Annotated in this window: 15 protein-coding genes and 1 pseudogene; 3 read left to right on the top strand and 13 right to left on the bottom strand. The window is 47.6% G+C overall.

From position 1 onward, the window contains the following. Window positions 1-23: 23 nt before the first annotated feature. The 8 genes from ABEW34_RS04985 to ABEW34_RS04950 all read right to left on the bottom strand — a co-directional run bounded on the left by ABEW34_RS04985 (window position 24) and on the right by ABEW34_RS04950 (window position 11,240). Complete coding sequence (locus tag ABEW34_RS04985; RefSeq protein WP_430155424.1) at window positions 24-1,820, bottom strand: hypothetical protein; 1,797 nt, start codon at window positions 1,818-1,820, stop codon at window positions 24-26. 286 nt (window positions 1,821-2,106) lie between these two features. Continuing rightward, entirely contained in the window at window positions 2,107-4,605 is a 2,499-nt protein-coding gene (locus ABEW34_RS04980; protein WP_430155422.1) for an S-layer homology domain-containing protein, read from the bottom strand. 229 nt (window positions 4,606-4,834) lie between these two features. Beyond that, complete coding sequence (locus tag ABEW34_RS04975) at window positions 4,835-6,895, bottom strand: LuxR C-terminal-related transcriptional regulator (protein WP_430155420.1); 2,061 nt, start codon at window positions 6,893-6,895, stop codon at window positions 4,835-4,837. A gap of 366 nt (window positions 6,896-7,261) precedes the next feature. Next, window positions 7,262-7,540, bottom strand: coding sequence for a discoidin domain-containing protein (locus ABEW34_RS04970; RefSeq protein WP_430156170.1), 279 nt, complete (start codon window positions 7,538-7,540; stop codon window positions 7,262-7,264). A 159-nt stretch (window positions 7,541-7,699) separates the two neighbouring features. Further along, a complete protein-coding gene (locus ABEW34_RS04965; RefSeq protein ID WP_430155418.1) occupies window positions 7,700-8,146 on the bottom strand; it encodes a GNAT family N-acetyltransferase in 447 nt (148 codons plus the stop codon). 242 nt (window positions 8,147-8,388) lie between these two features. Beyond that, a complete protein-coding gene (locus tag ABEW34_RS04960) occupies window positions 8,389-8,937 on the bottom strand; it encodes a sulfurtransferase (RefSeq protein WP_430155416.1) in 549 nt (182 codons plus the stop codon). Between the two features lie 328 nt (window positions 8,938-9,265). Further along, window positions 9,266-10,717, bottom strand: coding sequence for a hypothetical protein (locus ABEW34_RS04955; protein ID WP_430155414.1), 1,452 nt, complete (start codon window positions 10,715-10,717; stop codon window positions 9,266-9,268). After that, window positions 10,704-11,240 carry an RNA polymerase sigma factor gene (locus tag ABEW34_RS04950; protein WP_430155411.1) on the bottom strand — a complete coding sequence of 179 codons (537 nt, stop codon included), beginning with the start codon at window positions 11,238-11,240 and terminating at the stop codon, window positions 10,704-10,706. The genes ABEW34_RS04955 and ABEW34_RS04950 overlap by 14 nt, the downstream gene beginning before the upstream one ends. 256 nt (window positions 11,241-11,496) lie before the next feature. Here ABEW34_RS04950 and ABEW34_RS04945 point away from each other — a divergent pair. After that, a pseudogene (locus tag ABEW34_RS04945) lies at window positions 11,497-11,879 on the top strand (Tn3 family transposase); the annotation flags it as partial. 285 nt (window positions 11,880-12,164) lie between these two features. Here the strand turns inward: ABEW34_RS04945 and ABEW34_RS04940 are convergent. The 3 genes from ABEW34_RS04940 to ABEW34_RS04930 all read right to left on the bottom strand — a co-directional run bounded on the left by ABEW34_RS04940 (window position 12,165) and on the right by ABEW34_RS04930 (window position 15,691). After that, a complete protein-coding gene (locus tag ABEW34_RS04940; protein WP_430155408.1) occupies window positions 12,165-13,013 on the bottom strand; it encodes a sulfurtransferase in 849 nt (282 codons plus the stop codon). A 93-nt stretch (window positions 13,014-13,106) separates the two neighbouring features. Further along, window positions 13,107-14,258, bottom strand: a complete 1,152-nt coding sequence (locus ABEW34_RS04935) for an alpha/beta hydrolase family protein (RefSeq protein WP_430155405.1) — start codon at window positions 14,256-14,258, stop codon at window positions 13,107-13,109. Window positions 14,259-14,452: 194 nt separating this feature from the next. Further along, window positions 14,453-15,691, bottom strand: a complete 1,239-nt coding sequence (locus tag ABEW34_RS04930; RefSeq protein WP_430155402.1) for a molybdopterin-dependent oxidoreductase — start codon at window positions 15,689-15,691, stop codon at window positions 14,453-14,455. Between the two features lie 335 nt (window positions 15,692-16,026). On the opposite strand from ABEW34_RS04930, the gene ABEW34_RS04925 reads away from it, so the two are divergent. Together ABEW34_RS04925 and ABEW34_RS04920 are read left to right on the top strand one after the other, a co-directional pair. Further along, on the top strand, window positions 16,027-16,638 hold the full coding sequence (locus ABEW34_RS04925) for a TetR/AcrR family transcriptional regulator (protein WP_430155399.1): 612 nt from the start codon (window positions 16,027-16,029) through the stop codon (window positions 16,636-16,638). A gap of 14 nt (window positions 16,639-16,652) precedes the next feature. After that, window positions 16,653-17,627, top strand: coding sequence for an alpha/beta hydrolase (locus ABEW34_RS04920; RefSeq protein WP_430155396.1), 975 nt, complete (start codon window positions 16,653-16,655; stop codon window positions 17,625-17,627). 191 nt (window positions 17,628-17,818) lie between these two features. On the opposite strand, the gene ABEW34_RS04915 is transcribed toward ABEW34_RS04920, so the two are convergent. Together ABEW34_RS04915 and ABEW34_RS04910 are read right to left on the bottom strand one after the other, a co-directional pair. After that, a complete protein-coding gene (locus ABEW34_RS04915; protein ID WP_430155394.1) occupies window positions 17,819-18,463 on the bottom strand; it encodes a hypothetical protein in 645 nt (214 codons plus the stop codon). A 798-nt stretch (window positions 18,464-19,261) separates the two neighbouring features. Continuing rightward, window positions 19,262-26,791, bottom strand: coding sequence for an immunoglobulin-like domain-containing protein (locus ABEW34_RS04910; protein ID WP_430155391.1), 7,530 nt, complete (start codon window positions 26,789-26,791; stop codon window positions 19,262-19,264). Between the last annotated feature and the right edge of the window lie 187 nt (window positions 26,792-26,978).

Here is a 26,978-nt window from a genome sequence, read left to right as displayed (position 1 = left end):
CCTCACTCTCGCAGCCGTTCACGCTATTTCAGTTCAACTATTTTAGCTCTTTTTTCTTTTGCTCTCTTTTCTGCCTCTTTACGTTCTTTTTGCTTTTCTTTAAGATCCTTTTGGCGGTCACGTTCTTCTCGTTTCTTGTCCTCGCTCTTCTTCTCCAGGTCCCTGGTTTTCCGCTTTAACTCGGAAATTTCTTTTTCCAGCCGTTCCTTCCGGTCAAGCAACTCGCGGTCGTCCGCCCTTCGTTCGAGCTCCTGTCGAATTTGCTGCGCGTCTTCGTATTTTTTCTGTAATTCCTGCTTTGTCGTTTCGATTCGGCTCGTATCTGCAACCAGTTCCCGTTGCGTTTCACTGATTCTTTCAGATAACGTGTGAGCTTGCGCAGCCAACACGCGGCTATGAAGGAGTTCACCGAGATAGGAGGCTTCGACCGTACCCTCCGTAATCCGCTTAAAAATATCGCTGCTGATGGTTTCCTGCACAAGTTGAACCAGCTTGTCCGGGTACTCTTTGGCAAGCTCGTTGTGCCGTTCATCACCGGTGCTGATGAGCAATTCCAACACTTTCAAATTGATGTGGTCGAGCAGTTCGCATTGAAACGCATTGCCGTTCATTTCAGCTATCCAATCCTGCGCACGTCTGGACAATGCGTCTTTCTGGTTAAGCTGTTTGTCCACATAGTCCTTTATGAACGCATTTGTTTCGCTCTCCAACCTTTCCCACTGAATCGCTTTGGACAGTTCCTTCAGTTGTTCCGCCATTTTATCCTGCTGTTTGCTTTCGTAAAACACGGTAAAGTCCACCAACAGACGCCTTGCTGCGTATTGCTCCCTAGTCAAATCAGCAAGCGGTCTGACCTTCGTTATCGCTATGCCGTAATCGGGATAAAACTTACCGAATGCATGGGTTTTGGAATAGATGTCCGCGATTTCCCGGTATTTATTCAAGCTTGGGACGAGACTGTGCAGCCAAGTTGATAACATGTTGCCCAAAGGGTTGGTTGGTCTCAGGAGCCTATATTTGCCGATATCTTTTGACACAACGTCCCATAAGCCAGATTTGATGTAGGTTTCGCTCCCATCTTTGTAATCAACAATAATTTCCCGTTGATTTTCAATCAAATTTTTCAAATCACCACCGCCGTTATCGCATAAAATCACTACACCGTCCCGATAAGGAGCACGAACGGGATCTGAATTCAGCGGTGAGCCAAACGCCGGAGAGATAATCAAATCGGGATGAATATCGAAGCCGGGAGGTGCTTTAATATCCAGGCAAGTACGGAACGAAATAACGACATCTCTTCCGCTATCCATCAATCGCTTGACCAAAATGGCCTCTTCTTTCGTACCGATCTGCACCTTAAAGTCACTGGGCCAATTATCCAGAGTGCTTACGGACATCTTGTCCCACTCGATGGATTCGCCGGTGCCAGTCGCAATCATGCAACCTCTATTCACGCCAATTTTTTGACCGGACTCGTTCACTTGCCCCGTGTTTACCGCCACGGTGCCTAGGCAAAACAAAACACCCCTCGGAAAGCTTTGCGCTTGCTTCACAAACTCGCTTCTTATTTGCTCATAGTCGAATCGGTTGATTGGAGTCAACAGGTTGGTGTCCCCGTTAAAGGAAAACTCAGGCAATGTCGCAATTTTCAATACGTTAGGATCCCCATCAATAAATCCCGTCTTGTGCAAATGTTCGAAATACTTGTCGGGATTACCCGGCTTGAGTACGGCTGCCGCGTAAGAATGATAGGGCCTGATCGCTAGCGTGTTGGGTCCTTTTGATGTAAGCGATTTCTTAATTAAATGAGCTAACAACCTTTCTCACCACGCTCTCGGTATGCTTAATAGTTGTTTTTTTGATCTCATTAACAAGTTTGTTAACATTATCAAGAATACCATCTCGCTTTCGCGCATTCTATTATCCGAACGTAGCAAAATAGTCGAAGTCGGGTATACTTTCATTCTCCTCACAGACAAAAAAAAGAAGACAAGCTCTCTCCTTAGAGAAAACTTGTCTGATTACGATTATTATGTTTATTTCAAATGGCTGTTTACCAGCTGCGTTCGATTCCTGACATTCAACTTTCAACGGCAGTGTTTACTACTCTACGTCTAATGAATGACCAAGACTTACGTTCAACATCCGTAGAACCATAACTAACGACTCCGATCTCGTAGCATTTGCATTAGGTTTAAAGATACGATTCGCTGTTCCCTTTACAATTCCCATATCGGATAATGTATCAATTTCAGCTTCTGCCCAGTGACCTCTTACATCCCTGAACTTCGTATTCTTCACAAAGTTCGTGTTCATTACTTTTGAAAGCATAGCTACGATTTCCGCTCTGGTTATCGTCTGATTCGGTTTGAACGTTCCGTCTAAGTAACCCTTAGCAATTCCTATTGTTTTTAATGTAGCAATGGCATCCGCTGCCCAATGGCCTTTGGTATCTATAAAGTCGGAATCACCTTCTGACGCTAATCCAACGGCTCTTACTAATATAGATGCAAACTCTGCTCTAGTTATTGTAGCGTTAGCTCGAAATGAACCATCCTCATATCCCTTGATGATCCCAAGCTTAGTCCCAAGTACAATCGCTTTAGCATTTGGGGCATTTGCAGGTACATCCTTATATGATACTACAGGCGCAGCGTTCGATTTTGCTACCATTTTCTTAATTACCTCAATACTAACCTCATCAATGTAAAATGACTTTGGTGTCGGTGTTGGTGTCGGTGTTGGTGTTGGTGTCGGTGTCGGTGTTGGTGGCACTACGATTGGACTATTCTCTCGTGTCACAGTTACCGTATATGTCTTAGTCGCAACTCCATCCGATGCGATAACCACCACATTTATCGTGTTCACGCCTACCTTCAGCGGAAGTTCGCTGCTCGCTGAGCCACTAGCAACCAGTTCCGCTATACCACCGTTAATCGCTACAGTTACTGTTGATGTCTGTTTAGCAGTTACGGGTGTTACATGAATACTGCTGACACTATTCGCCACATTAGCATTGTAGCTGAAACCATTTTCATCAAAAGGCTGACTTAGCGTTGCCCCAGAAGATAGATTCATTCCGCTAAGGTTTTCATTATTTACTACCCAATTTGCATATAACAGGATATTGCTACTAGATACTATAGTGTCACCCTTGCTATATGCAGTCCCTCTACCGTCTCTTGCCGTATTCCAGCCGCCCAAGACGAAGCCTAGCTTGGTCCATTTACCTGTGTTTCCATCGACCGTCACCGACTTGTTTGGCGTATAGGAAACACTAAGTGATGGTTCATCTTCTTGAATCGGATCATTACTTACATAAGTTAAAAAGTTTTGATAAGCTCTAAAGTAAGGATATCCACTGTTATGCTCATTCTGTTCCCATATTCCTGCAAAATCCCAGCCTACGTACGTATCGTTAGTTTTCATGGATAGAGAAGGCAGTCCTATACCGTTTATATCGGATTGTCCAGATGTATTGATATCATAATAACTATCGATAATATCGCTCTCTTCATTGGTACCGACTAACCCGCCAACTTCTACATTTCCGGTTACATGCCCTCTCGAATAGCTGCTTTTAACGATTCCATAAAGAAGATTATAACCTACTAGACCACCAACAGATTCATTTCCATCTACATGTCCTGTTGCATAGCTATTAGAGACAGTCCCTTCTATATTATTGCCTACTAAGCCGCCTGTGTTCTCTGTGGCATGGTCTTCACCAGTAAATGTGTCCTCTATGCCCGTTACATTACCTGTTGCATAAGAAGATTCAATATTTCCCTCCTGACTCCTTCCAACCAAGCCACCTACATCAACAATACCAGTCACTGATGCTCGTGAAATGCCATTACTCATATCACTTAAAAAATGAAAACCGACTAAGCCACCTATTGCTCCCCCACCCTCTACAATTCCATCAGAGGTAGCATTAGTGATGGTAGAAAGATAATTAAAGCCTATTATTCCACCTACTGTTCCGTTGCCCTTTACCGTCCCATCAAAGCTAACATTACTAATGGTCGTATCGCCATCATTGTAGCCTATTACCCCGCCAATCCAATTCCCTGACCCCGTTACTAATCCTGTAACCGTAACATTTTCAATAATTCCATCCCCTGAATAATAGCCTACTAGGGCGCCTACATCATCAACACCCTTTACATCTACATTTTCCAACAATAGATCTCGTATACTGCTTGAATCAGTAGCTGCCCCAAACAGCCCTCCGATTTCAACAGAATCAGTATTATCTACATACAAATTTGATATCTTAAATTCCCCTCCATCAAGATGTCCTGAAAACCCTACTGCATCCGAACCGATCGGTTGCCATGAATGGTTCTTATCATAAGCACTTAAATCAATATCATTTATCAAAACAAAATGACTATCCAGATAATTCCGCACTTCATTTAATTGATATGCTGTCGCAATTTGATAGGGATCTTGATCCGTTCCATCCCCTCCATTAAAACCTACTGCCGCTTGAAGGTGGACCCCTTCAGAGTTTGCCCAACTCGGAAAATATCCAAACACCATGGCTAACGCAGCCATACACACAATTACCCGTTTATTCCAATAACGAAATGCCATTACTAATTCTCCTCCTCTATCCCTTCAGTATCTAAGCTACGACATACCATCCAATTTCCTCCACTTTAAAATACTTTGATTCTTAATTTTATCCTCTTGCTTTCGCGCATTCTATTATCCGAACGTAGCAAAATAGTCGAATTCGGGTATACTTTCGTTCTCCTCACAGACAAAAAAAGAAGACAAGCCCTCTCCTAAGAGAAAACTTGTCTGATTACGATCATTATGTTTATTTCAAGTAGCTGTTTACCAGCTGTGTTCGATTCCTGACATTCAACTTCCGAAATACCGCTGTCAAATGCTTCTTGACCGTTACTTCTGTAATATATAAATCCGCCGCTATTTCTTGATTCGTATAACCTTTTACCAGCAGAACCACTACTTCTTTCTCCCGCTCGGACAGCATCCCCATACCATCATCCTGCTGCTTGGCATGATCAAAGATACCTAAGGACGTGATCATTTTGTTCAAATAATCCTGCAGCTTATCACCTCTCGTATCGAGTACGTAATAGGGCGTAGGCGTGTTAATCTCATAATCATAATGTGCAACGTTTTTCACCTGCTCGCACCCTAAGCTAAGGTGGAATTCCTTTAAGAAGGGGAGCACTGTAGGACCTGTCGTCACGACATAACCGGAAGATATAAGCAGTGAGACGAACGCTAGCCCCGCAGTTGTACGTACCGCCTCGTCCTCAAAATCCGACACATCGATCGATTTCACAAAATAGCCCGCAAGATGTTCATTCGGCACCCGGAGTTCCTTTAGCTTATGGTCCGGCAAACTTTGGAAATAAGTGGATGACAGCGGATGAGTTAGCAAGTAGTCAAGCGTTCCTGTATGAATCGGAATGATTGCCGTCAGACCGCGTATTGCCCCATGCTGATCTCTCATCAGCTTAACAATGCCAGGATCGAGCTCGTAAAGCTCTTGAAGATGAATATGCTTAATCGGGTAAAGACCTTCTTCTTTAGAAAGCATATACTCGAACCTCTCTCCCGTGTCCTGGTTCTGGAGAGGAAGGCAAACTTCCTTCACATTGATGCGACGATTGTCCAAATACTGCTCTGCCTCCGACCAATTGGATGGACTGAGCGGCTCCATCAGAAGCGGAGTCAATTTCTGAAAACAGAGACTACGGACGACATGGTCGCCGATATAATAGTACCATTCGACGGCTTCCCATGTGATCGTCTTTCTCTTGGACGGGTTAGTCATCCTGCTGTAGTAATACATGATGCATCGCTTCCATAACCAGTCGTAATGATCAGGCTGGCGCATACGCAGTCCATTGCTGATGGCATCCCGCATCAAATCATGGAGGATCCAACCCCTATCCACTCTCCGAATGAAGGAAAGTCCGACCAGCCTTTGGAATACATCCGTCTTTATCTTCCGTTCCAATACATCGGAGAGCAGCTCCTGGTTAAAATGTCGTAGCACAGCTACAGCTTCTACGAGATCCCTAAGATTGTCGTCCGGAACCTCTTTTAACCAAATGCTCAGAATATGCTCGAATACTTCGATTTCGTCCACCAATGCCAATCCCTGAGCCAATCCCTGAATGTTCTGAAGCATCGTCGTCGAGACGATCAAGGACAATGAGAGCGGATGTCCTCTTGTTTTCATCCAAATCTGTTTGATCATCGGCTCCTGAGAAATGCCCGAGCGCTCCAGATATTGCTTAACGGAGATATAATCCAGATCGCCAATGGGCATTCGGTGTATCCAGTGGCGCCATGCCGGAGAACTGAGCCATATACCTTGCAAGGGAAATCTTCCCGCAATGATAAGCAGGATTTCCGGGTACAATTGTGGGAGGAATGCCTCTCTCAGCCAGTACTCCATATCACCCATATCCTCGAATGTGTCTAATGCGAGGACAAGCTTCTGATTCACCGCCTTTTCCCTCAGGATGTCATGGCATAGCTCTAGAAGGGCCTGCGGCTCGGCAATCTGCTGCAGCTTCTCCATCGGATAGCCGAGTATTCGCAGCAATTGCGTGCAGAAGTCCTGCGGTGTATGAGAGAACCCACGGCTGTCCAGCAACAGAAAGACGGCATTCGCATTCACCGCCAGACGACGGAACTCATCGATTAAATAACTCTTTCCTATACCGCCGGTGCCATAGAGATTCAATATCCGTCCCTGTTGCTCGCCGTCTATCAATTGGTGCAAGAAATACTGAATTTCAATATCCCGCCCTACCAAATAATGCCGTTCCAGCTGGTCGATCTGGACAGCTATGCGTTCCTTGGAACCTCCTACCTTCACCTTGCTGTCAGACATAGGTTATAGCCACCTTCGTATTACATCATTTTAAAAATGAAGGATAAGATCGTTACAGCAGAATAGGTCATTCAGCCTTCTATAAATGAAACGGGCAGGGTCATTTTGCAAACCGCAGTCAGCATATGAACACACCACATAGTACCGATTATGGCATATCCAATTATAACATTACATTTATGATCATATTTCAAAATAAAATTGTTGTACCGTATAAAACCTTAATCCTCTACTTGAAGGCGAGTGAGCAGCACCTGCTATACTTCTAGAGGTTACTCATCTTCCCCCACCGCAACCGGGTTACTAGAATCCGAACTCCAATCGCTCCAGCTAATGATTCTTCCTCAGGCATCCATGCTACCTTCACTATGTTGAGGATATGGCTTCGTATACCTCAAAATCATAAATTCTTGCCGCAGCGTTTTGGGTTTGGGTAGGCGTCGTAACGACCAACTTAATATATCGAGCTGGTACTACAGTAATTTTGTCCACGGTAATGCCGCTCGTATTATTAGTTACGTTCACTACTCTAGTCCAATTTATACCATCAGTACTGACCAGGATTTGATAAGCCTTCGTGTTGTAGGAGTGAGTTTCCCCTCCTTCGGCTGCGTGCTTGATGACAAATTGGTTCACTTGCTTTATAGAGCCAAGATCGTCTCCAATCGCTCCAGCTTCTTATCCCCCCCACTAATCCCTATGTTCGAATAGTTCCACGACAAAAAAATGGGGGCTCCGATCAGCGCGGCGGGAATGCCTCAGAGGATAAGTCAGCGCCTATGTGAACTCTCGTTCATCGTTAACTTAACTTCGATACTCGAGGTGAAGTAAGGGAAATGGTTTGCCCGAACTGTCCAATTCCGACCGCCCAATCTGTAAAAAACCAAATCGTTTGTAGAATGCGCATGCTCCATCGTTTTGCTCATTGACATCGACTTGGAGAGTGTTTCCTATTAATTTTTGGGCGTGTTTTATTAAACGGCTGCCTATCCCCTTTCCGTGGTATTCCGGATCTACGAATAACATTTCGATCTTGGTTCCAACGAGCCCTATAAACCCTGTCGGTTCTTTATTTTCGTTTCTGCTTACCTGGATCTCAACTTCTCTTAATGCCCCGTTTTGAACGATATCGCGGTAAAAATGGATGTCCGATTCCTTCAAAAATGTATGGGTAAGACATACGGCTCGATACCAAATATCAACTAATATATCGTGATCACTTTCCTGGTACGAAGTTATTTCGTCCAACATTGTTTGTTCCTCCATTAGCTCAATTTTCAGAATAAAAGTATAATACAATAACTTAGGAGTAGACAAGAATGAACATTTCTCCGCTACCTGAGATTAGGGCGGGTTCCGGGGTTCCTGCAACTGCTTTCGTCGGGGTACTTGTTTGCAAGCTGTTGACAGAAAAGCCAAGAAGGCCGCGACAGGTCGCTTACTCACCACCTGCCACAGCCCCCAAACCCGTGTTCGACGCGGCCTCTCCGCCCTTACTCTTCCCCCGTCGCAACCGGATTCCCGCTATCCGAGCTCCAATCACTCCAACTCCCCGCATAAAGCTTCACATTCTTAAACCCTGCCTCCTGCAGTGCAAAAAAGTTAGGCGTAGCGGTAACCCCAGATCCGCAGTACACGATAATCTCATCGTCCTTCGAAAGCGCGGCAAAGCGTTCCGCCTGCTCCTCCGGCGACTTCCACACGCCATCCACATGGCGGCTTTCCACCCAAAAATGATTAATCGCCCCCGGAATATGTCCGGCCGCCGGGTCCATCGGCTCGACTTCCCCAAGGTAGCGAGGCGCTTCACGCGAATCAATAATAACGATCCCGTCCTTGCCAATGCTCTCTAACACATAAGAGCGGCTTACCAGAATCTCGCCTTGCAAAGCTGGTTCAAAAATAACCCCTGCCACCGCACTCGGCTCTTCTGAGCTAACGGGATAATCTGCTGCCTGCCAAGCGGTGAATCCGCCCTCCAGCACATACACTTGCCCCTCATGCCCCATCCACTCAAGCAGCCAGCGCAGGCGCGAGGCCATAGCCCCACCTTGGTTATGTAAACATTTCCTTCTACACTCGTGTTGGCAACCTGTTGATTGTTGTTTGCAATTCCAACCTATTGTTTTCCGAGCCACGGATGGATATTGTCCTTGCTTTTTAGATTCCTACAGCTGCTAATACCAGACTACTCTAGGATCAGGAAGATACCGTTCCGTGGCTCAACAATAATGGGGTAGCGTCAGGAAAATGCGGATTTACAACGTTAAGGAAATTACAATATTAAATACCCTTGATCCATCCAAGATCAAGGGTTTCCTGTTTAGCAAAATGGAGCTTTTGTTAAACAAGTGTGTTGAAATTTTTATTTTAATTTTCTTGTTGTTTAACCGGTATTCGAGTGCCATTTATAATTATTGCTTTAACTTTGGTAATATCTAAAGGAGCTTTCGTGTCCCAACTTGAATTGAAGGTATGTTTATCAGGGTTTTGGCTTCCTCCACCACCTTCCAATGGGATAATACCGTCTACTGTTTCAATTTCAAGTAGCATATCACTGACCATCAAATTCTCACCTTTATAGGTACCGATTACTTGTAATCCTAAAGGACTGAGGGTTATATATTCAAAAAGATGACCTTCAACTGAAATATCATTTTTCCAAGTACGTAAATTGGCAGTTGTATCACTTGAATTTACCACAACTTTCCAGTTACCTTCAACCCCAGAATAAACGGAACCAGTATAATAAAGAGTATATTTACTAATATTTTCGCTACCTACAGGAAATACAAATTCTTCATATTTATATTTAGCGTCATCATAATCGTTATTTTCAAGATCAAGAAGGTTATTTTTCTTATCACTGAGAAATACCAAACTATAATCTTTGGAGATTAAATTACCGTCTGGACCCTTTAGAGAAAGCATGGCATCACTAGAACCAAACTCTTTATTAAAAATGTTTCCTATCTGCACATGCAATTTTCCATCTATAATACCGATATTTGAAACCCATTGATCCTTTTCACCATGGGGCATGGAAGCATAATCCCCTGGCATAAGTGCCTCTGTTAATGAACTGAGGTCACTTGGTACATTACTGCCCCCCCAAATCTGTGCTTTTTTAATAGGAATCGTTTCTACATCTGCAATTCCTGTAAGGGATACGGAAATGGGTTCGTCTTTATAAGCTTTTTCGTTAAAATAAATAAGGAAACTGCCAAGCTCCAACGGATCTGTTAATGGTGTGTTAGGATCAGCCGTTATATTAAACTCATAATAAATGGTATTCGTATCTTTATTAAAATTAATCATTTTTTGCTTCCATGACATGCTGGATGATACAACTGGGTCTCCACTTTTGCCTCCCTCGTTTGTTGCTGAATGCATTTTTACACTGAATCCGCCTTTAAAATCAGTTTGTTCCGTCAATCGGTTTTGACCTGTTCTATCCTGAAGAGATAGGTATATAATCGCCCTATTATCATATTTCTGTGCACCGATCACCTCCATGCGAATTCCTTCGTCCTCACTATAGACTCCTACTGGTTCAACAATCTTACCAAAATCAGGATTAAATTTCTCTATGAACCAATCAAAACTCCCTAAAGATGAAGCAGCTGCACTAGTAACTAATACGAGCGATATCGCAATAGCTGCAATTGTTGACCTTGTCCACCGTTTGCGGTGTCTAGCAGGCATGTCAGCACTACCTTCATTCAATCGGCTTTTAACCTGTTCTGCAAGTTTTCTTGAATCAACCGTAATTTGGGAGAACATTTCATGTATATGTTTTTCGTCCATATTAAATTTGCCCATAGTTAGACTCCTTTCTGCCATATGCAATATTAAGATATTTAACTATTTTATCTTTGGCCCGTTGATATTGTTTGCGTGATGCAGTTGGAGAACCTCCTGTAAGCTGAGATAGTTCCTCGTAACTCTGCCCATCCATAATTCGCCCATATAACAAGGCACGTTCCATAGGTTTAAGCTTCTGTAACGCACGGAGCATCTCATCACTCAAACCTTTATCTTTCTCTGGTAAAACTACTTCACTACGAATATCATGAAAATAATGGAGCTTACGCTTTTTTAGTTGATTTAAACAGCGATTATATGTAATTTTGTACAACCATGCAGATAGGTTATTGCCATCAAAAATATTCCGATTTTGATAGGCTGAAAGAAAGACTTCTTGAACAATATTTTCTGCTTCATGATAATCACATAGAATCGCCGTTGCATAGCGAAGGAGTTTTTCACCATAGAAATTGATTATCTCTTCCAGTTCATCTTCTCCGCCATTAACAAACCTTTTTCCAATGTCTATTCCCTCCATAAGCTCACCTCCTTTTATTTATCAGTCGACTGTACCCTTATAACAGTTCAAAGAGCTGGTTTGTGACATCATTTTTAATTTAATTGATATATTATTAATTAAAAATGAAAGTGGATAATGCAAGTCGATTTTCACCACCAAGGTATAGCCAGCCCATGTCGGGTACACTAAAAATAGCTAACCCCTTGATGGTAAGGGGGTTAGCTATTAAGTTTGAATATTGATTTTTTAACATATTCAACATTTTGTAAACTATCGCCTAGGTTCAAGATATGAGCCTTATGCGTTCCGTGACTTTCGAGAAAATAAATGATATTCAATATTAACCATCTATTTATTACATCTTACTCAAGAGTTAACGGATAAAGCGTTTGAAATTCATGACAGACAAATACTCAGTCTGCTATCAAAAGGCCGTAAAGCTCATAAGGACATTCAGAAACAAAACGGTAAAAAGCTGAATGAGAAGGTTATACGCACATCGGACAAGCTTTTATCAAAGCAAAACAGGAAAAATTAGACGTTTTTGAGGTTTTAGAATCGGTTATTGAATGGAATTATTTAGTTTCTTCATTGAAAGAAGCTCAGGAGCTTGCACGTCCTGCCAACTATGATTATTTAGACTTTTTTAAAAATAGAACTGTTATTTATTTCAAATAATAATAATTTTATCATTTTCAACATTTCCAATAAAATGATTCAATCCAAAAGATAATTCAATTAAAATATTTCCTTTTTAGGACTTATATACAATACCACTTATGTACTATAATGCATGTCGAATTTTAAACTTTACCTACAACTGTTTACCTTGAGTTCTTATTTGCAAGCTGTTGAACAAAAAGCAAAAAAGGGCTGCAATAGGTCACTTGCTCCTGACCTGCCACAGCCCTCAAACCCGTGTTCGACGCGGCCTCTCCGCCCTTACTCTTCCCCCACCGCAACCGGATTCCCGCTATCCGAGCTCCAATCGCTCCAGCTCCCCGCATACAGCTTCACATTCTTAAACCCTGCCTCCTGCAGCGCAAAAAAGTTAGGCGTAGCGGTCACACCTGATCCGCAGTACACGATAATCTCATCGTCCTTCGAAAGCGCGGCAAAGCGCTCCGCCTGCTCCTCAGGCGACTTCCACACGCCATCCACATGGCGGCTTTCCACCCAAAAATGATTAATCGCCCCCGGAATATGTCCGGCCGCCGGGTCCATCGGCTCAACTTCCCCAAGGTAGCGAGGCGCTTCGCGCGAATCAATAATGACAATTCCGTCCTTGCCAATGCTCTCCTTCACATAAGAGCGGCTTACTAGAATCTCATCCCGCAAAGCTGGTTCAAAAATAACTCCTTCCACCGCAACCGGCTCCTCTGAGCTAACGGGATAATCTACTGCTTGCCAAGCAGTGAATCCGCCTTCCAGCACATACACTTGCCCCTCATGCCCCATCCACTCAAGCAGCCAGCGAAGGCGCGAGGCCATGGCTCCACCTTGGTTATCGTAAGCGATTACTGTCGTATGATTGCCGATTCCAATCCGCCCCAGAAAAGCGGCCAATACTTCCGGCTCTGGCAAAGGATGGCGTCCGCCTTCTCCGTCCGGGCGCTTCGGCCCCGACAGATCATGGCTTAGATCGGCATAATAGGCACCCGGAATGTGAGCCTCCTCATACGATTTTCGACCTGTTTCAGGCTCAGTGAGCAAATAACGTGTATCGACAATTACTGTATTTTCAGCACCCAAACGCTCAAGCAGCCAATCTACCTTTTTAAAATATGTCATTCCGCTCAGCTCCTCCAACCTATTGTCTGGCTTATCCCAGCTATATACCGCCATCGTACCCGATAAATCCCATGAGGAGCAACCATTTGCCCACTATTTCCTTTGCAAAATCACATCTTCCAGCGAGCCCTCTATGTCTATTACCCTGGCAGCCTTGCCTTTAAGATATTTATCGAAAAAATCAACCAGCAGCGCATTCATCACGCTCTCCATCCGCTCCGGATTAATGGTGCCCAGCAGTGCAATCTCGACCTCTTCATCGCCAATTTCGCTTTTCGAAATCAGGTTTTCCGCCATAATCTCGCTGTAATCGGTAAAATTGCTGTGAGTGCTGTTTAAAATCGTTGCCAAATACGCTTCGCTGGCCGCATTTTGAAAAGGAAAGCGGAGATAATGCCCTGCTAGCGGGCTGTCATTTTGCAGCAAAAGCACGGGCTTATTCATCGGCCTATGCCACATGGAGCTATAGCAAAAACCATCCAAATTCGCAATGGCTTTGACCCGCTCAGATACGAACGCTAAATTTAAAGCCGCGCTTCCTCCGAAGGACATGCCGACGGCGCCAATCCTTTCAGCATCAATATGGCTGTAAAACGCATCATTCTCCCGCTCGGCATCCGCCAAAAAATGCTCAAGAGCCGTAAGGCTATCCGTCACCCACAGATCATTGCGAGCGATCATATTGGGCTGGCTATCGATGATTCGCTCATAGTAGTCATGATGCTCCTCGATGCTCGCTTCTTTCCCTTCTCCACCGAGCCATGCTGCGTATGTCCGGAATATCTCCACGCCTTTTGTCGCGTCCGCGACCACAGCCTCCGGCAGCCCGCTCACATCAAACTTCGATATGCTCCCATCAGGCAGCTCATAAGACCCATCCCCCAAATGCCCGATGCTGAGCACAATATAACCGTGGGACGCAAGTTCCTCGAACTGAACGGTGTTAGCTTCACAAGAAAGGCAGTAGCCATGGCTAAAAAGAAGCAGCGGATGCTTGCCGTCAGCAACGGGCACATTCATATAGGAATTCGTTTCAATGCCGCTCGTGCCGGGCAGAATTTCTTTGCTTATATATTTTTTCAAACGCCCTCCCCGAGCCTCTGCTGCCGGATAGAAGCATAGACAAGGAATCAAACGTTTTTCATCCTGTTGTTCATCCCGTTCATACTCATAATAAAAGCTAGAACAGCCTACGGCATAAGCGCCGCTAGGTTTTCTGAGCTTGTGGTTCTCTTTGATTTTCATGATTTTCCCCTTCCGGTATGAGAAATGGCGGAGCTGCAAGCTTTGGACTGCAACGATAGGTAGATAGCGACCATTTTGAGGATTTAGTATAATTTTCAAGCTGAAAATAACCCTGAGCGCCTGCCACGGCGCATAACGCTTATCCGCTCCATGAGACGCCCATTCACTCTATCTATTCAGTCGTTCTTCATCCCTCAAACCCACGCATCATTCGCATATCCGCGCTGCTCCCAATACCCGACATGCTCCCCTTCGATCAGCTCAATGCGGTTCAGCCATTTGACCGACTTGTAGGCGTACATTTTCGGCACAATGAGCTTAACCGGGCCGCCGAGATCGCTTGGAATCGGCTTGCCGTCGTGCATGACCGCGATCATCACATCGTCCATATCCGCCTGCTCCAGCGTCAGCGTATCGGTGTACACGCCGTCGCCGGAATAAAACTTCACCGTCCGCGCTTTCGTCTGAACGCCTGCGGCTTTTAGCAATTCCTTAAGCGGAATGCCTTCCCACGTATTGTTGTACACGGACCAGCCCGTCACACAATGAAAATCGCTCACCTGCACCGTCCGCTTCAAAGCGACAAATTGCTCCCAATTCCACTGCAGGCGCTGATCGACCAAGCCATCAATCGTAAACGACCAGTTGCTATTGTCGAATTTCGGAATCGGCGTCACCGTGTATACGCGGAAATTCCCTTTTGCCCCGCCGCCCGTTGGTGGCAGAGACGCCGGAAGCGGCTGCGGCGCAGGCAGCAGCTGATTGTCATCCTCCGCAACGATTTCGTCCAGCGACTTCGTTCCGCCAAAGCCTGTCCCAAGCGCCCCGCCAAGCCACTTGAGAAAAGAAGGCCCTATCGCAATCGCGATCCCCGCGCCCAGCGTCCATTTTATTACCTGTCGCCGTGAATATACGGCCTGCGGCCCTGCCGCGGGGTGAATTACTTCCTCATGAACCGGCTTTATCGTACGACGATGGGGCTGCTTGAGCCATTTTGTCCGCGTAATGGAATGGTAAATAATATAAGGCAGACCGATCCAGGTGAGCAAATCATGCACGAGAAGCGCTGCGTTCGATATTCCGGGCCCCACTAGTCTAAACTGCCACAGCAATACACCAGACAAAAACCATCCCGCGAGCAGCGCCAGCACGACAATTACATTGAATTTCTGCCACGGCTTTTCCTTTATTTGCTTCCAGTGCTTCGCGGCAAGAAATAAGTAATAAACGACGGGCAGCAGCGAAGCGATGCCAACGACGATGTGGAGCCCTTTTAGCCAGACACGGCCTTCGCCCAGAAAACCGCGCCAAAAACCGCCCAGCAGCATCAGTCCCGTCAAAGCCAAAATGACAACGATCCAGCCATTCCACGCATGAAGCGATATCAGCTTTTTCCCATAGCCCTTGCGCAAACGCTCAATGAATGAACTCATTTTTGAAACGTCCCCTTCCTAAGCACATATCTATAACTAAAATGTGCGGTTTTTCATTCCCATTCCCATTCTCATTCTCGGTCGTCCCAGCCTTCTTAATTCTATTATAACGCCTGACGCACAACATTACGAAACGATGGGCCAAGCATAGCAAACAGCGCTAAACAGCCAGCAACGAAGTGCTTACAAAAATATCAACCGCTGTTTTTAGCTTGAGCCTGTTCTTAAATAAAATAAATTCCCTCTTGCTATATGCCGCAATTTAAGATACATTATTAATTAATTGATCAGTTATTTAATTAATAAAAGTTTCGTTTAAAGAGAGGGGAATCCATTTGGCTAGGCCTGTCAATGAAGAAAAAAGACTCGAGCGGCGCAAACACATCCTAAAAGAAGCGGTTATCCTGTTTGCAGAAGGCGGCTATTCTAATACCACAACGGCCATCATTGCGGAGAAGGTGGGCGTGACTCCTGGAACTATTTTTCAATATTTCCCTAGCAAAGAAGCTTTATATTACGCTGCCGTCCTTGAGCCGCTTGCTGATATTCAAATGAAGTCGCTTGCATGTCTGCAACAAGAGGGGACACCGGGCGCATTGATTAAGAACATGGTGAAAGAACAATTCAACGATATCTACTTCTATACCAATGAATTGCGGCTTGCCCAATCTGTTTTAGGACAACGAACAAGATTCCCTGAACTTACGCAGAAGGTCCTTGAAAGCATAAAGGTCATGACCGATGCGATCGAATCCGTCTATGCCAAAGGGCAGCTAATGGGAGAGTTCGACAAAAGCTTTTCTCCAGCCATGATCTCTCGCAGCTACATCTCTTTCTTAAATGGCGTGGGCTTAACTCTTGGAGAAAGTATTATCCATCATCCCGAGTGGGAAAATCTGAAGGGGCATGCCTATTATTTGTTCGCCCCCATACAACCTAGAGAATAACTGGAGGAGTCTGAATGAGCCAACTATCCTTACAACCGGAGCAGACATTGAACGTGCGTGTGAAAAAACGGAAGAAAATTTTATGGAGCCTGGGCATTGCGCTTTTGCTTGTGGCGGCTCTTGTATTTTTTATCTCTTATAAAGTAGTAGACACTTTGCTGCACCATCCTAGAGACACTAATGTCAGCTACGAATTGAATATCGAGAAAACTCCCTTCGAAGAGGTCGAGTTCCCAAGCTTGAAAAATGATAATACGATTAGAGGCTCCTTTTTTCCTGCAAATAATCTTTCTGGTGAAGCAAGCAATAAGACGATTATTGTCGTCCATGGCTATACGAGCAACCGTTTAGTTAAAGGACGGACTCCAAAGCTAGTGGAGCATTTCGTTCCGAAAGGCTACAATGTATTGGCATTTGACCTCAGCTCGCAAGGCAATTCCGATGGTGATTTGATTACACTGGGCCTCAATGAGAAATACGATTTGCTAGGAGCTGTAAGCTATTTAAAATCCAGAGACCATGCCGGTGACAGCATTGGCGTTATCGGCTTCTCAATGGGTGCTGCAACTTCCTTGCTGGCCGCAAGTGAAAGTGATGACATTAAAGCCGTCATTGCCGATAGCCCTTTTCGTAATGCTGGTCTATTTTTGAGAGAGGGTTTGCCCTTCTTTTCAGGCTTGCCTGCGTTTCCATTCAGTTATACATCGACATGGATGGCAAATTGGGCCTTTAACGTTGATCTAGACTCCATATCTCCGATGGATGCGGTAAAAAAGATGCAAAACAAGCCCGTTATGCTCATTCATGGTACAGGAGATCAGCAAATTAGTTATAAAAATACGGAAGTGATTTTCGAGTCCCTAAAAAATAATCCAAGTGCAGAAGTATGGTACCCGCAAAATACGGAGCACATCGATGCCATTAACCATTACCCCACTGAATATTTTCAAAGGGTAGATCGCTTTATGGATGATTATTTAGGGAAATAAAATACCCTTCATTATATAGAAGCAAGGTACAGCCCCCTCAAGAAATGGAGAAGAGCTGTACCTTGCTTTTGTTAAAAGGGCTTTTAAAGGAACTTTTAGTGGGACTTTTATTGGTCTCCGGGCATTCTATGAAAAGACGACATGCAACTTTTAGGCAAACAAAAGAGTTCCTCATTCAGCACCTTTACAGCTCACAAAGAGCGCGAACGGGACGCATATTGCAAAATAGCGGCGGCTGCCCGTTCGCGGCGCTCTACATCATCGCTTTGCATCGCCAGTCTTAAAATGTCCACCGCTTCCCTGATTGTCGTATGATCTATGGCAAATAGCTGCTCACCCTGTCCACCGCTTTCCGCAGCCCCGCTCAACCAGAGCTCCATCTGCCAAGTGGTTACGGGATGCTCGTACATAGCAGGAATTTGTCCTTCGGCTAAAAATGACTCTAGCTCCGGGGCGGCCATGGCCTGCGGCAAGCTTTTGAGCCAAGTCACACCGCGCCGATGGCAGCTGCCGTCCTCCCCGTTATCCGCAGCAAGCACATAATAATAGTCGCCCAAATCGCCAAAATGCACCTTGTCCCCATCCACTAAAAGCACATAATCGCCGTCAGCCATCACTTCTACGAACAAACGAAGCTCCTCGATACGGCTAGCAAGCGCCGCACCCTCCAAATTATAAACCTCAATTAATTTTGCCTTGCACGCTTCCTCGTCGAATGGCTCCAAATTTCCAAGCCCCGGGCCATACAAGCAAACGAAGTTATCCTCCAAAAACGCCTTGCTCCGGCTTATTCCGCCTACATCCGCTTGCATCACAAACAACTGCAGCCTGCTCACCTCCGCCTCATTCTCTTTAAGCCTATTATATCTTTTTATCCGCTTCAGGAAAAAGCCGCTCAAGCTAGCGCATGCATGAAAACGTATGTATATCCTAACTAATAGAAGCCGGCGTCAAACGTACCGCCTCTCTACCACGCCTCTACTGGGAATGTCACACCTCATATTTGTAGATTTACGTACCAAGAGACAGCATTATATTCTTCGTTTCAAGGGTTTTATATTGCTGCTTGCACAAATATTAATTTGGCGGACACAGCAGCCGCTATTTCAACAGAAACAGGGTCAAACCACATTCCGCGGACTCAGGAGCAGCTATTTCGCTGCAAATGCCCATTTTGCTGGGATAATGAGGGCAATAACGGATCTCCTGTCCGCTTACGGCCAGAAATCGGTTCAAAAGCCAGAATAGCGGAACCTCAGTCCGCCAAAGCATTAAGTGTCTCGAGCTGCCGGGAATCAGCAACAGCAACAGCAACAACAAAACAATCACAAGTTACGGTTCACCAGCCTTGAATCGGAGGAAGAGATTGCCCTCGAATATTGGCGAACCTATTGAAGTTAACCAACGACCTCTGCTGGGAAAAAATAAATCCCGCGCGCTCCCCATCATGCGAGGAAGCGAGCGGGATTTTCGAGCCTATTGGCTGCGAGAATGACCTGCTTTGCCGATTATCCTTGAAGCATGCAGCCTATGGGCTCATGCTTGCCTAGTTCTGTTCCAAGCATGCGGCCTATCACCGCATTCTTGCCTAGTTCTGTTCCAAGCATGCCGTCTATCGCCGCATTCTCCTGCTCCTAGAGCTTCAGCAGCTTGAAAATCACAGCTGCTGCCTGCGCCCTAGTCGTCTGCCCTTGCGGACGGTAGCTGCCGTCTTCGAATCCGTTTACTAGGCCCGCCTGCTGCATTGCGCTGACGGCCTCCTGTGCGAATCCGCTAATCGACTGCTTATCTGCAAAGGAAGGGAAAGGCTTTGTGCTTGCTGTGCTTTCCCATGCGATTTGCGCTGTCGCGCGAGCCAAAATAACAGCCATTTCCTCGCGCGTAATCGCGTCATGAATGCCAAACGTCCCATCTTGGCGCCCTTTCACAAGGCCCAGCTTCTCTGCCGAAGCAACGGCCGCTTCATACCAAGCGCCCTGCTTTACATCCCGCAGGCTGCTGGTCGCCTGCTCGTCAATCAACCCAAGTGCGCCTAGCAGCAGCTGAACGAACTCCGCTCGCGTAACGGCCCGCGCCGGCTCAAAGCTGCCGCCGCCCGTTCCGCTCACGATTTCGCGCGCTGCCAGCGCTTCAATCATCGTTTGGGCCCACTTCGCTTGGCCCAAATCTGCAAAAGCTACATCCGCATAAGCGATCGCATAGCGGCTGAAATGCTCCGGCTGGAAGCGAACGACTCCAGCCACCTCATCAACCTTCACGCTGCGCACGACTTCCAGTGCGCCGCCCTCTCCTACATAATAGACGACTACTTTATGCGCTTTTTCGCCTGCTTTTAGCGTATATGCAAGCTCCACCGTTACTGGCGCATTTTGCTTCTGTCCAAAGGCATGAATTTCCTTGCCGTCTACACTCAGCTTGAAATCATAAACGGGGTGATCGCCTAATTTCGTCTGCACATCAGCAGGTAGCTCCGAAGCTGCCACTTGAACGGCTTCCAGCGTTAATTTCTTGGCGCCTGCCGCCACAATTCCTCCGGCCTTCGTAATATCCACTGTAATTTGCACAGCCCCCGCCTGTACGACGATGAACCGTACTTTTGGCTGATCCCCTGCCAGCAGCAATTCCATTGGAATCTCCACTTTCGCTCCTGCCACGGCTCCCGCCTTGCTTGGCTCAAGCTGAATATGCAGCGCATTAGCCGATTGCAGGCTAGCAAGCGCTTTTTCCATATCGCTTGCGCTCAGTTGCGCTTGCAGCATGCCGCTCGCATCTGCTGTCACCTTCACGGTTAGCCCGTTTGCGCCAGCTTCAACGCTCGTGCCGCTGCCCGTCGATCCTGCACCTGATCCGCTCGACGTACCGCCGCCCGTGCTGCCACCCGTTCCGCCACCCGGCGTTCCCGGGTCTGTTCCTCCACCCGGTGTTCCCGGATCTGTTCCACCGCCCGGCGTACCCGGACCTGGATCTCCGCCGCCCGGCGTACCCGGACCTGGATCTCCGCCACCCGGTGTACCCGGTTCATTCAGCGTCTTCGCCGCCAGTACGGCCGATCTATCCGATTCGCCCGCCGCATAAACGGCGGATACCTGATAAAAATATTCCGTATTGGTGCTCAGGCCGCTGTCCGTATACGTTGCTGTGCTGATTGGCTGGACATTTGCCAGCACGTAGGGCCCATTTTCATCTGTCGCACGATAAACGTTGTAGCCGCTCACGCCAGCCAGCGCTGTCCATGCCAGCTCAATCGTTGTGCCCGTTGCCGCGTTCACTTTCAGGCCAACCGGCGTCTCCTTCGCCGGTTCCACCTGAACCGTTGTCCCGTACACCTTCACCTCGCCAAACTGCGGCGTATACCAGTTGCCTGGATTGTTGCGCAGAACGGCATCAACCATTTGTACCCTTACGTACCTTGCTTTGCCGCTCAGCTTATCAGAGGTAAAGCCATAGGTTTTATTGTCCGTCTTATCCAGCGCCGTCGTAAAGGCAACGCCGTCCAAGCTCGTTTCGATTTTGTATCTGTGATAGCCCTCCGAGCCATTATGCAAATACCACGCAAGCTGAATGTTCGTCAGGCTGTACACATCGCCAAGATCAACCTGCCACCATGATGGCCAGCTGTTATTCGCTGCGATCCAGCTTGTCGTGTAATCGCCATCGTTGGCGTAGGTGGCCGGACTGTTTTCCAGCTCGCTTTTCGCTATGGCTGGCTTGCCCTGCGACAGCAGCTCGCCGTTTTGCTCGGGAACGACTTCGCCCGTTGCTTGGTTATAGTACACTTTTTCATAATAATCATATTTCGCATAGCCATTTCCCAGTGTAATTGGCAGCCAGTGCTGCTTCGCCTCACCCTCCCCTGCTACCCAGCGGTTCGCCATATTCACAAAGCTGATGCCCGCGGAGCCTTCCATTTTCCAAACAAAACCCGATTGCGCCGAGAAGTTTGAATTATTGCCGATTCTGCGCAGGTCCGTCCAGGGCCCTGCAAGCGAAGTGGCGGAAGAATACATGCCCTTGCTCGGGTACCAGCCTGCCGCCTCAGAGGTGAACAGGTAATAGTAGCCGTCTTTCTTAATAAGCGAAGGCGCCTCCCGATGCTTGCCCTCATACACCTTGAGCACAACGCGCTCCACCGTCAAATAGTCCGCAGACAGCTCATAAATAAACAAGTCTGCATTCGTATTGCCCGACGAAACGATATACCCTTTGCCGTCATCATCCTTGAAGAAGGTGATATCCCTTGAATCGTTGCCTGCTGGACGAACACTGCCATGGAACGTCAGCGCCCCGCCCGGATCGCCTGACAGCACCGCCGCTCTGCCGAGCGAGTAATCCTTGTTATTTTCATAGTGCAGCCAAATGACGATTTTGCCCGTGGATTCGTTGTACGTGAAATTCCACGCCTCGAATTTGCTAGCCGCAAGCTCTGAGTGTGAATCGCGGGTCAGCACCGTATCCACAAACGTCCAGTTGATCCCGTCTGCCGATTGGTGCAAGTTCACCTGCTTAAAACCCTCTGAATCCGACACATATTCATAATAGTAATACAGATTCCCAAGCTTCAAAAAGCCGTCATGCGTAATCGTTGGCGTATGCGTCACATTGCCCGCATCATCAAGCCACACGTTTTCCCTCGTATTGTCGTACACAGCCAGATCAGACGATGCGATGAACGTTCTCGCATGTGCGGACTGCGAAAGCTCCGAGCCGCCACCCGGATGGGTCGCCTTCACCTTGTAATAATACGTTTTGTTGACCGCAAGACCGTTGTCGTCATACGCCATCGCTCTTCCGTTATACACCTGCTCATACGTGCCATTCTCGCTTTCCGAACGGTAAAGCGTGTATGCCGTTGCACCCGGCACGCTTTGCCAGTTAAGACTGATGGTCGTGACCTCGGCAGCAGACGATGTTTTCACAGCAGTCGCCAGTAAGCCTTGCGGCACATCCAGCTGCATGTCGGACGAATAAATTTTCACCTCATGCAGGCCTCTGTACCAGGTGACCGGTCTATCGGCATTGTTTGTATGTCCATACTGCCCCAAAATCGTCAGCTTTACATATCTGTATTTCCCTGCAAGCTTGTCGCTGTTGAAGGAAGGCGTCTTATTGCCGCTTTGGTCGATAAGCAGATCATACTGCTGGTCATCGACGCTGCCTTCCACCTTATACGTGTAATAAACCTCCGAGCCGTTCCACTCTCGCCAGCTCAGATCAATGCGGCTCAAATCATATTCCCGTTCCAAATCGAAGCGCAGCGTTGTCGGAAACGAGGTGCTGCCCGAATCGAAGAAATTGTCATTGCCGCCATCATTGTTCGTATCCTGAAAATACATCCCGTCATTCGCCATCGATGCCGGATTGCTCTGCGCCTGCGAGCTCGCCACTACAGGCTTGCCCTGTGATACAAGCAAATCGGTCGCCGTTTCAAAATGCCCCGTCGCCGCATTCAAATCCAAATCTCCACTGTTCGTAATGGATGCCACACCTTTATCCATCTCAAGCGGCAGCCAAATATATTGCGAGTTCATCAGTGCCGACGGATTCCAGCGGTCGCCTACATATACATAGGAGGTCGTTTCGCTGCCGTAGACGCTGAGAATAAAAGACGGCTGCGTGTAATACGTCGCCGGATCGCCGAACCGTTTGAGCTCGGACCAATCGCTAAGGCTTTTTATCGACTTGGCACTTGAATAGTAGCCTTGATTCGGATACCAGCCGGACTGTCCCGATGTGAACAAGTAGTAATAGCCGTCCTTCTTCACAACCGCTGGCGCTTCCCTTCTAACACCCGGGAACAGCGTATACATATACTGCTCGGTGTACAAATAATCGTCCGTCAGTCTGAACACGTTCAGGTCGGCGTTATTGTTGGAGGATGCGAATAAATAGGCGCTGCCATCGTCATCCTGGAACAACGTAAAGTCACGAGCCTGCATCGCCCCTGGCTGGAAACGATTCACGTAGGTGTAATCGCCGTCTACCGTATCGGATACGGCAACGATCATATTCGCCTGATTGTAGTTGCCCGCTTCCTCCCAATGGCCCCATAGCACATATTTGCCCGTTTTTTCGTTGTACAGCACTTTAGGCCGCTCGATCTTCGCTGATGCCAGCTCCGGATGGGAGGCTGTCGTCAGCACATTGTTGCGGAACTGCCAGTGCTTGAGATCCTTCGATGCATACACGGAGACGCCTTTGAGCACCGCCGAATTATGCCCTTTATCCTCGCCGAACCAATAATACGTGTCCGCTACTTTGAGGATATAGCCGCCATGAGCCTGAATCATGCCGCCTTCGTCATCGAACCAGTATTCGCCATTGCGAATCACGTCCGCTTTGCCCGTATTGTCCTGCACCTTAATCTCTGCCTTGATGCGGGTAGACGTGCCCGTTACCGTTCCCTCGGCTTTGAAACTGCCCACAGATGCATAAGCAGAAGGAGCTAAGGCATCCCACTGTACAGGAATAGTCGTATACTGATTGTTCGTATAATCGATTTTCACCCGATCCGGGAGCCTTGGCGCGATGCCCTTTTCCGTATAGATCGTCATGATCGGATCAAGTGTTCTTGGTACGGAAAGGCCATGTACAAGCCGGCTCCAATCCGCTTCATTGATGCGTTTGAAGCTGCCTGCCAGCGCCCCGGTTGGGAGCGTAAAGGAGCTGGCTGCCTCCTGTGTCCACACACCCGCAACGTCTGTAGCGCTGGCAAGCGTCCATGCGCCGCCTGCATACGTATATTTCAGCCATTTATCCTCGGAATTCAGCTTGAACGTATCGGCTCCATCCGCGATAGGCGAGACGAATGCGGCGTTCGTGCCCAGCTCCGTCCAGCTTTTCCCGTTGCGGCTCACCGCATAATGCAGCGTTTCCGTGCCGCTGACCAGCTTGTTATAAGCAAATAAATAAGCGGTATTTGCATCCTGCTCCAAAATCAGCACATCGAACACTCGCGTTTTCGATACGCTGCCGCGCGTAATGGTCGCCGTTAGCAAAACGCGCAAATCTCCTTCGCCAATAGCAGGACGGCTAACCATGCCGTCTGGGCGCAGGTTAACCGGATGGTCCGACTGCCACGAAATTTTCGTGCGGTTCGCCCCTGCATCCGGCAGGCTGAGCTTCGCTGTCGCCCCATCGGCATGCGCGACCGCAAGCGCGTCCTTGTCGTTGTCGACCGCTGCCTCGTCTGACAAATCTGCCAGCACCTTGAGCTGGAACAGCTTCGTGTCCACCGCATTGCCGCGTTTGATCGTCACGGTCAACGTTACGTCCACATCCGGCTGTCCAAAGGCAGGACGCGTGACCTTGCCTGCGCTATCAACAACAGCCGGCTGGTCGGATTCCCATGTCAAGGTCGAGCCGTTAGCACCTTTCGCTGGAAGTGAAATATTAGCCATCACCTTGGACAAATCGCCAGGCAGCGTCACAGCCGCCTTATCTGCCGCCACTTTAGCCTGATCCTCCGGATAGGTGAACAAGGCCACCTCCTTCGGACCTAACGCCCGATTGAACACATAAAAATCATCAATTTTGCCGTCATAATACGGATCGGCGCTAAACATCGAGCGGCCGATATAGTTCAGCGTCGTTTGGCCCAAATCCTTAGGCTTCAGCGTCATATTGGCATTGCGCCCCACCTCTACGCCATCCACATAAAGCACGCCTGTAGAGCCCGAAAGCGTCATCGCATAATGAACCCAGCGATCGGTTGCCTGCTGCGCAGGACTAACGCCGACCACTTGCTCGCTGCCGCCATTTTTCAAGACGAAGCGCGACTCATTAGCTCCCGTGGCTGGCGTAAAGAAAATATAATTGTTCGTGCCGAGCCCAATATCGAACACACGGGTCCACTGCTTGAGCGTATCCTGCTTCGCCCAGAAGGCAAAGCTGACCTCATTCAAATCCTTCAGCATGCCTGCTGGAAGCGAGACATAGCCATTTGATCCATTGAGATCGACTGCCCCGCCTGATCGGCCGGCTGTCCATGATGCCCCGCCGGTAAGCGTGGCTTTGCCTTGGTTGCTGCTGGCGCCAAGCGGTGACACCTGCGTCCCTGACGTTTCATTAAACGGGTAGGCCGCTACAATGCCCGGCAGCAAATCCGGCGATTCCGGCAGCACCAGCACCGTCGTCAGCGAGATAGAGGAAGAAACAACCTCATATTTGTTGACCTCCGCTGCAACCTGATAGTAATAAGTCACACCGGAAGCCAGTCCCGTGTCCTCATAGTGCTTGTCTGTTCCGACATACACCGGAGAGAAGCCCGCGGCAGCATCGGTTGAACGATATACGCGGTAGGTAGCTCCCGTTACGGTGCTGTCCCAGCTAATCGTAGCTGTAGACGAAGTGATGCCTGTTGCCTGCAAATCACCCGGAGCCTCCGGCTTCGGATTTGGAATTTGCCAGATGCCAACATCATCTAGCGAGCTTTTTTCCCAGCGGGAGCGAAAGCCCGCTTTCCCTGACACAAGGGAAGTATCTGTCACATTAAAAATAAGCTTGTCATCCACATAGCCTTTTATTTTACTGCCTTCGACGATGATACGCATCGTGTACCATTGGTTCACATTAATTGTAATCGGATATTCCCCGAGTGTTGTTGTAGTACCGCCTACTCGTTTGGATAGGGAGAACCGATTATCCCCCAGCTGGAACAAATAAAAATGGTTCACATCGCTATAGCGCGCCAAAATGCCGGGAAATGCTCCCGCAGCCACTTTTTTCACCTTGGCCTCATACACGTAATCGCTGCCGATATCCTGATTGACCGAGGCAATAGCCTCATCCCCAGCGCTTACATAAAGCACCTGATTGCTAGCCGAAGCTGGATCAACTGCTGCTTTGATAATATTGCTGTTATTGACCGTCCATCCTTGCAAATCGCCATCCTGAAAATCATCCTTAAACAGCGGTTCATTCGCAACAGCTGCCGCCTCCTGAGCGACGAGCAATTGCTGCTCTTCCGCTCCTCCTTGTCCCTCTTGCGACTCCCCTGTTACATTTTGCTGCTGCGTTTGCTGATCTTCCTCTGCTGTAGTTCCCGTTTCCTCTGAGACCAGCGCAGATTCTGCTGATGCCGTTGCCGTATAGACAGGCATAATTCCTGGCAAAACGATCAGCAGTGCCAGCATAAGCTTGGATAGTGCAGCTATGGATTTTTTCAATTGCAACCCTCCCCACATTTATTTCGCATTGACTCTACAGCCCAGATGATTGGTAAGCGCTTACATTTAATGACTGAAAAGATTTTTCGTTCCTAAGCACATCACAGTATCCATCCGGTCTGTATTGAACTTAGCCCAATGCTCGCACAGCCCGAAAGAGCAACATTACAAGCCTAGTGAACAATAT

Origin of the sequence: Paenibacillus algorifonticola (assembly GCF_050481745.1) — a bacterium.
Classification (GTDB): Bacteria; Bacillota; Bacilli; order Paenibacillales; family Paenibacillaceae; genus Pristimantibacillus; species Pristimantibacillus algorifonticola_A.
Note: the sequence above shows the minus strand (reverse complement) of the source record. Positions and strands in the feature narration are given on the sequence as shown.

Coding starts and splice junctions, on each gene's coding strand:
- ABEW34_RS04980 (WP_430155422.1), bottom strand. CDS start 4,605: ATGGCATTTCGTTATTGGAATAAACGGGTAATTGTGTGTATGGCTGCG.
- ABEW34_RS04975 (WP_430155420.1), bottom strand. CDS start 6,895: ATGTCTGACAGCAAGGTGAAGGTAGGAGGTTCCAAGGAACGCATAGCT.
- ABEW34_RS04965 (WP_430155418.1), bottom strand. CDS start 8,146: ATGTTGGACGAAATAACTTCGTACCAGGAAAGTGATCACGATATATTA.
- ABEW34_RS04960 (WP_430155416.1), bottom strand. CDS start 8,937: ATGGCCTCGCGCCTGCGCTGGCTGCTTGAGTGGATGGGGCATGAGGGG.
- ABEW34_RS04955 (WP_430155414.1), bottom strand. CDS start 10,717: ATGGGCAAATTTAATATGGACGAAAAACATATACATGAAATGTTCTCC.
- ABEW34_RS04950 (WP_430155411.1), bottom strand. CDS start 11,240: ATGGAGGGAATAGACATTGGAAAAAGGTTTGTTAATGGCGGAGAAGAT.
- ABEW34_RS04940 (WP_430155408.1), bottom strand. CDS start 13,013: ATGACATATTTTAAAAAGGTAGATTGGCTGCTTGAGCGTTTGGGTGCT.
- ABEW34_RS04935 (WP_430155405.1), bottom strand. CDS start 14,258: ATGAAAATCAAAGAGAACCACAAGCTCAGAAAACCTAGCGGCGCTTAT.
- ABEW34_RS04930 (WP_430155402.1), bottom strand. CDS start 15,691: ATGAGTTCATTCATTGAGCGTTTGCGCAAGGGCTATGGGAAAAAGCTG.
- ABEW34_RS04920 (WP_430155396.1), top strand. CDS start 16,653: ATGAGCCAACTATCCTTACAACCGGAGCAGACATTGAACGTGCGTGTG.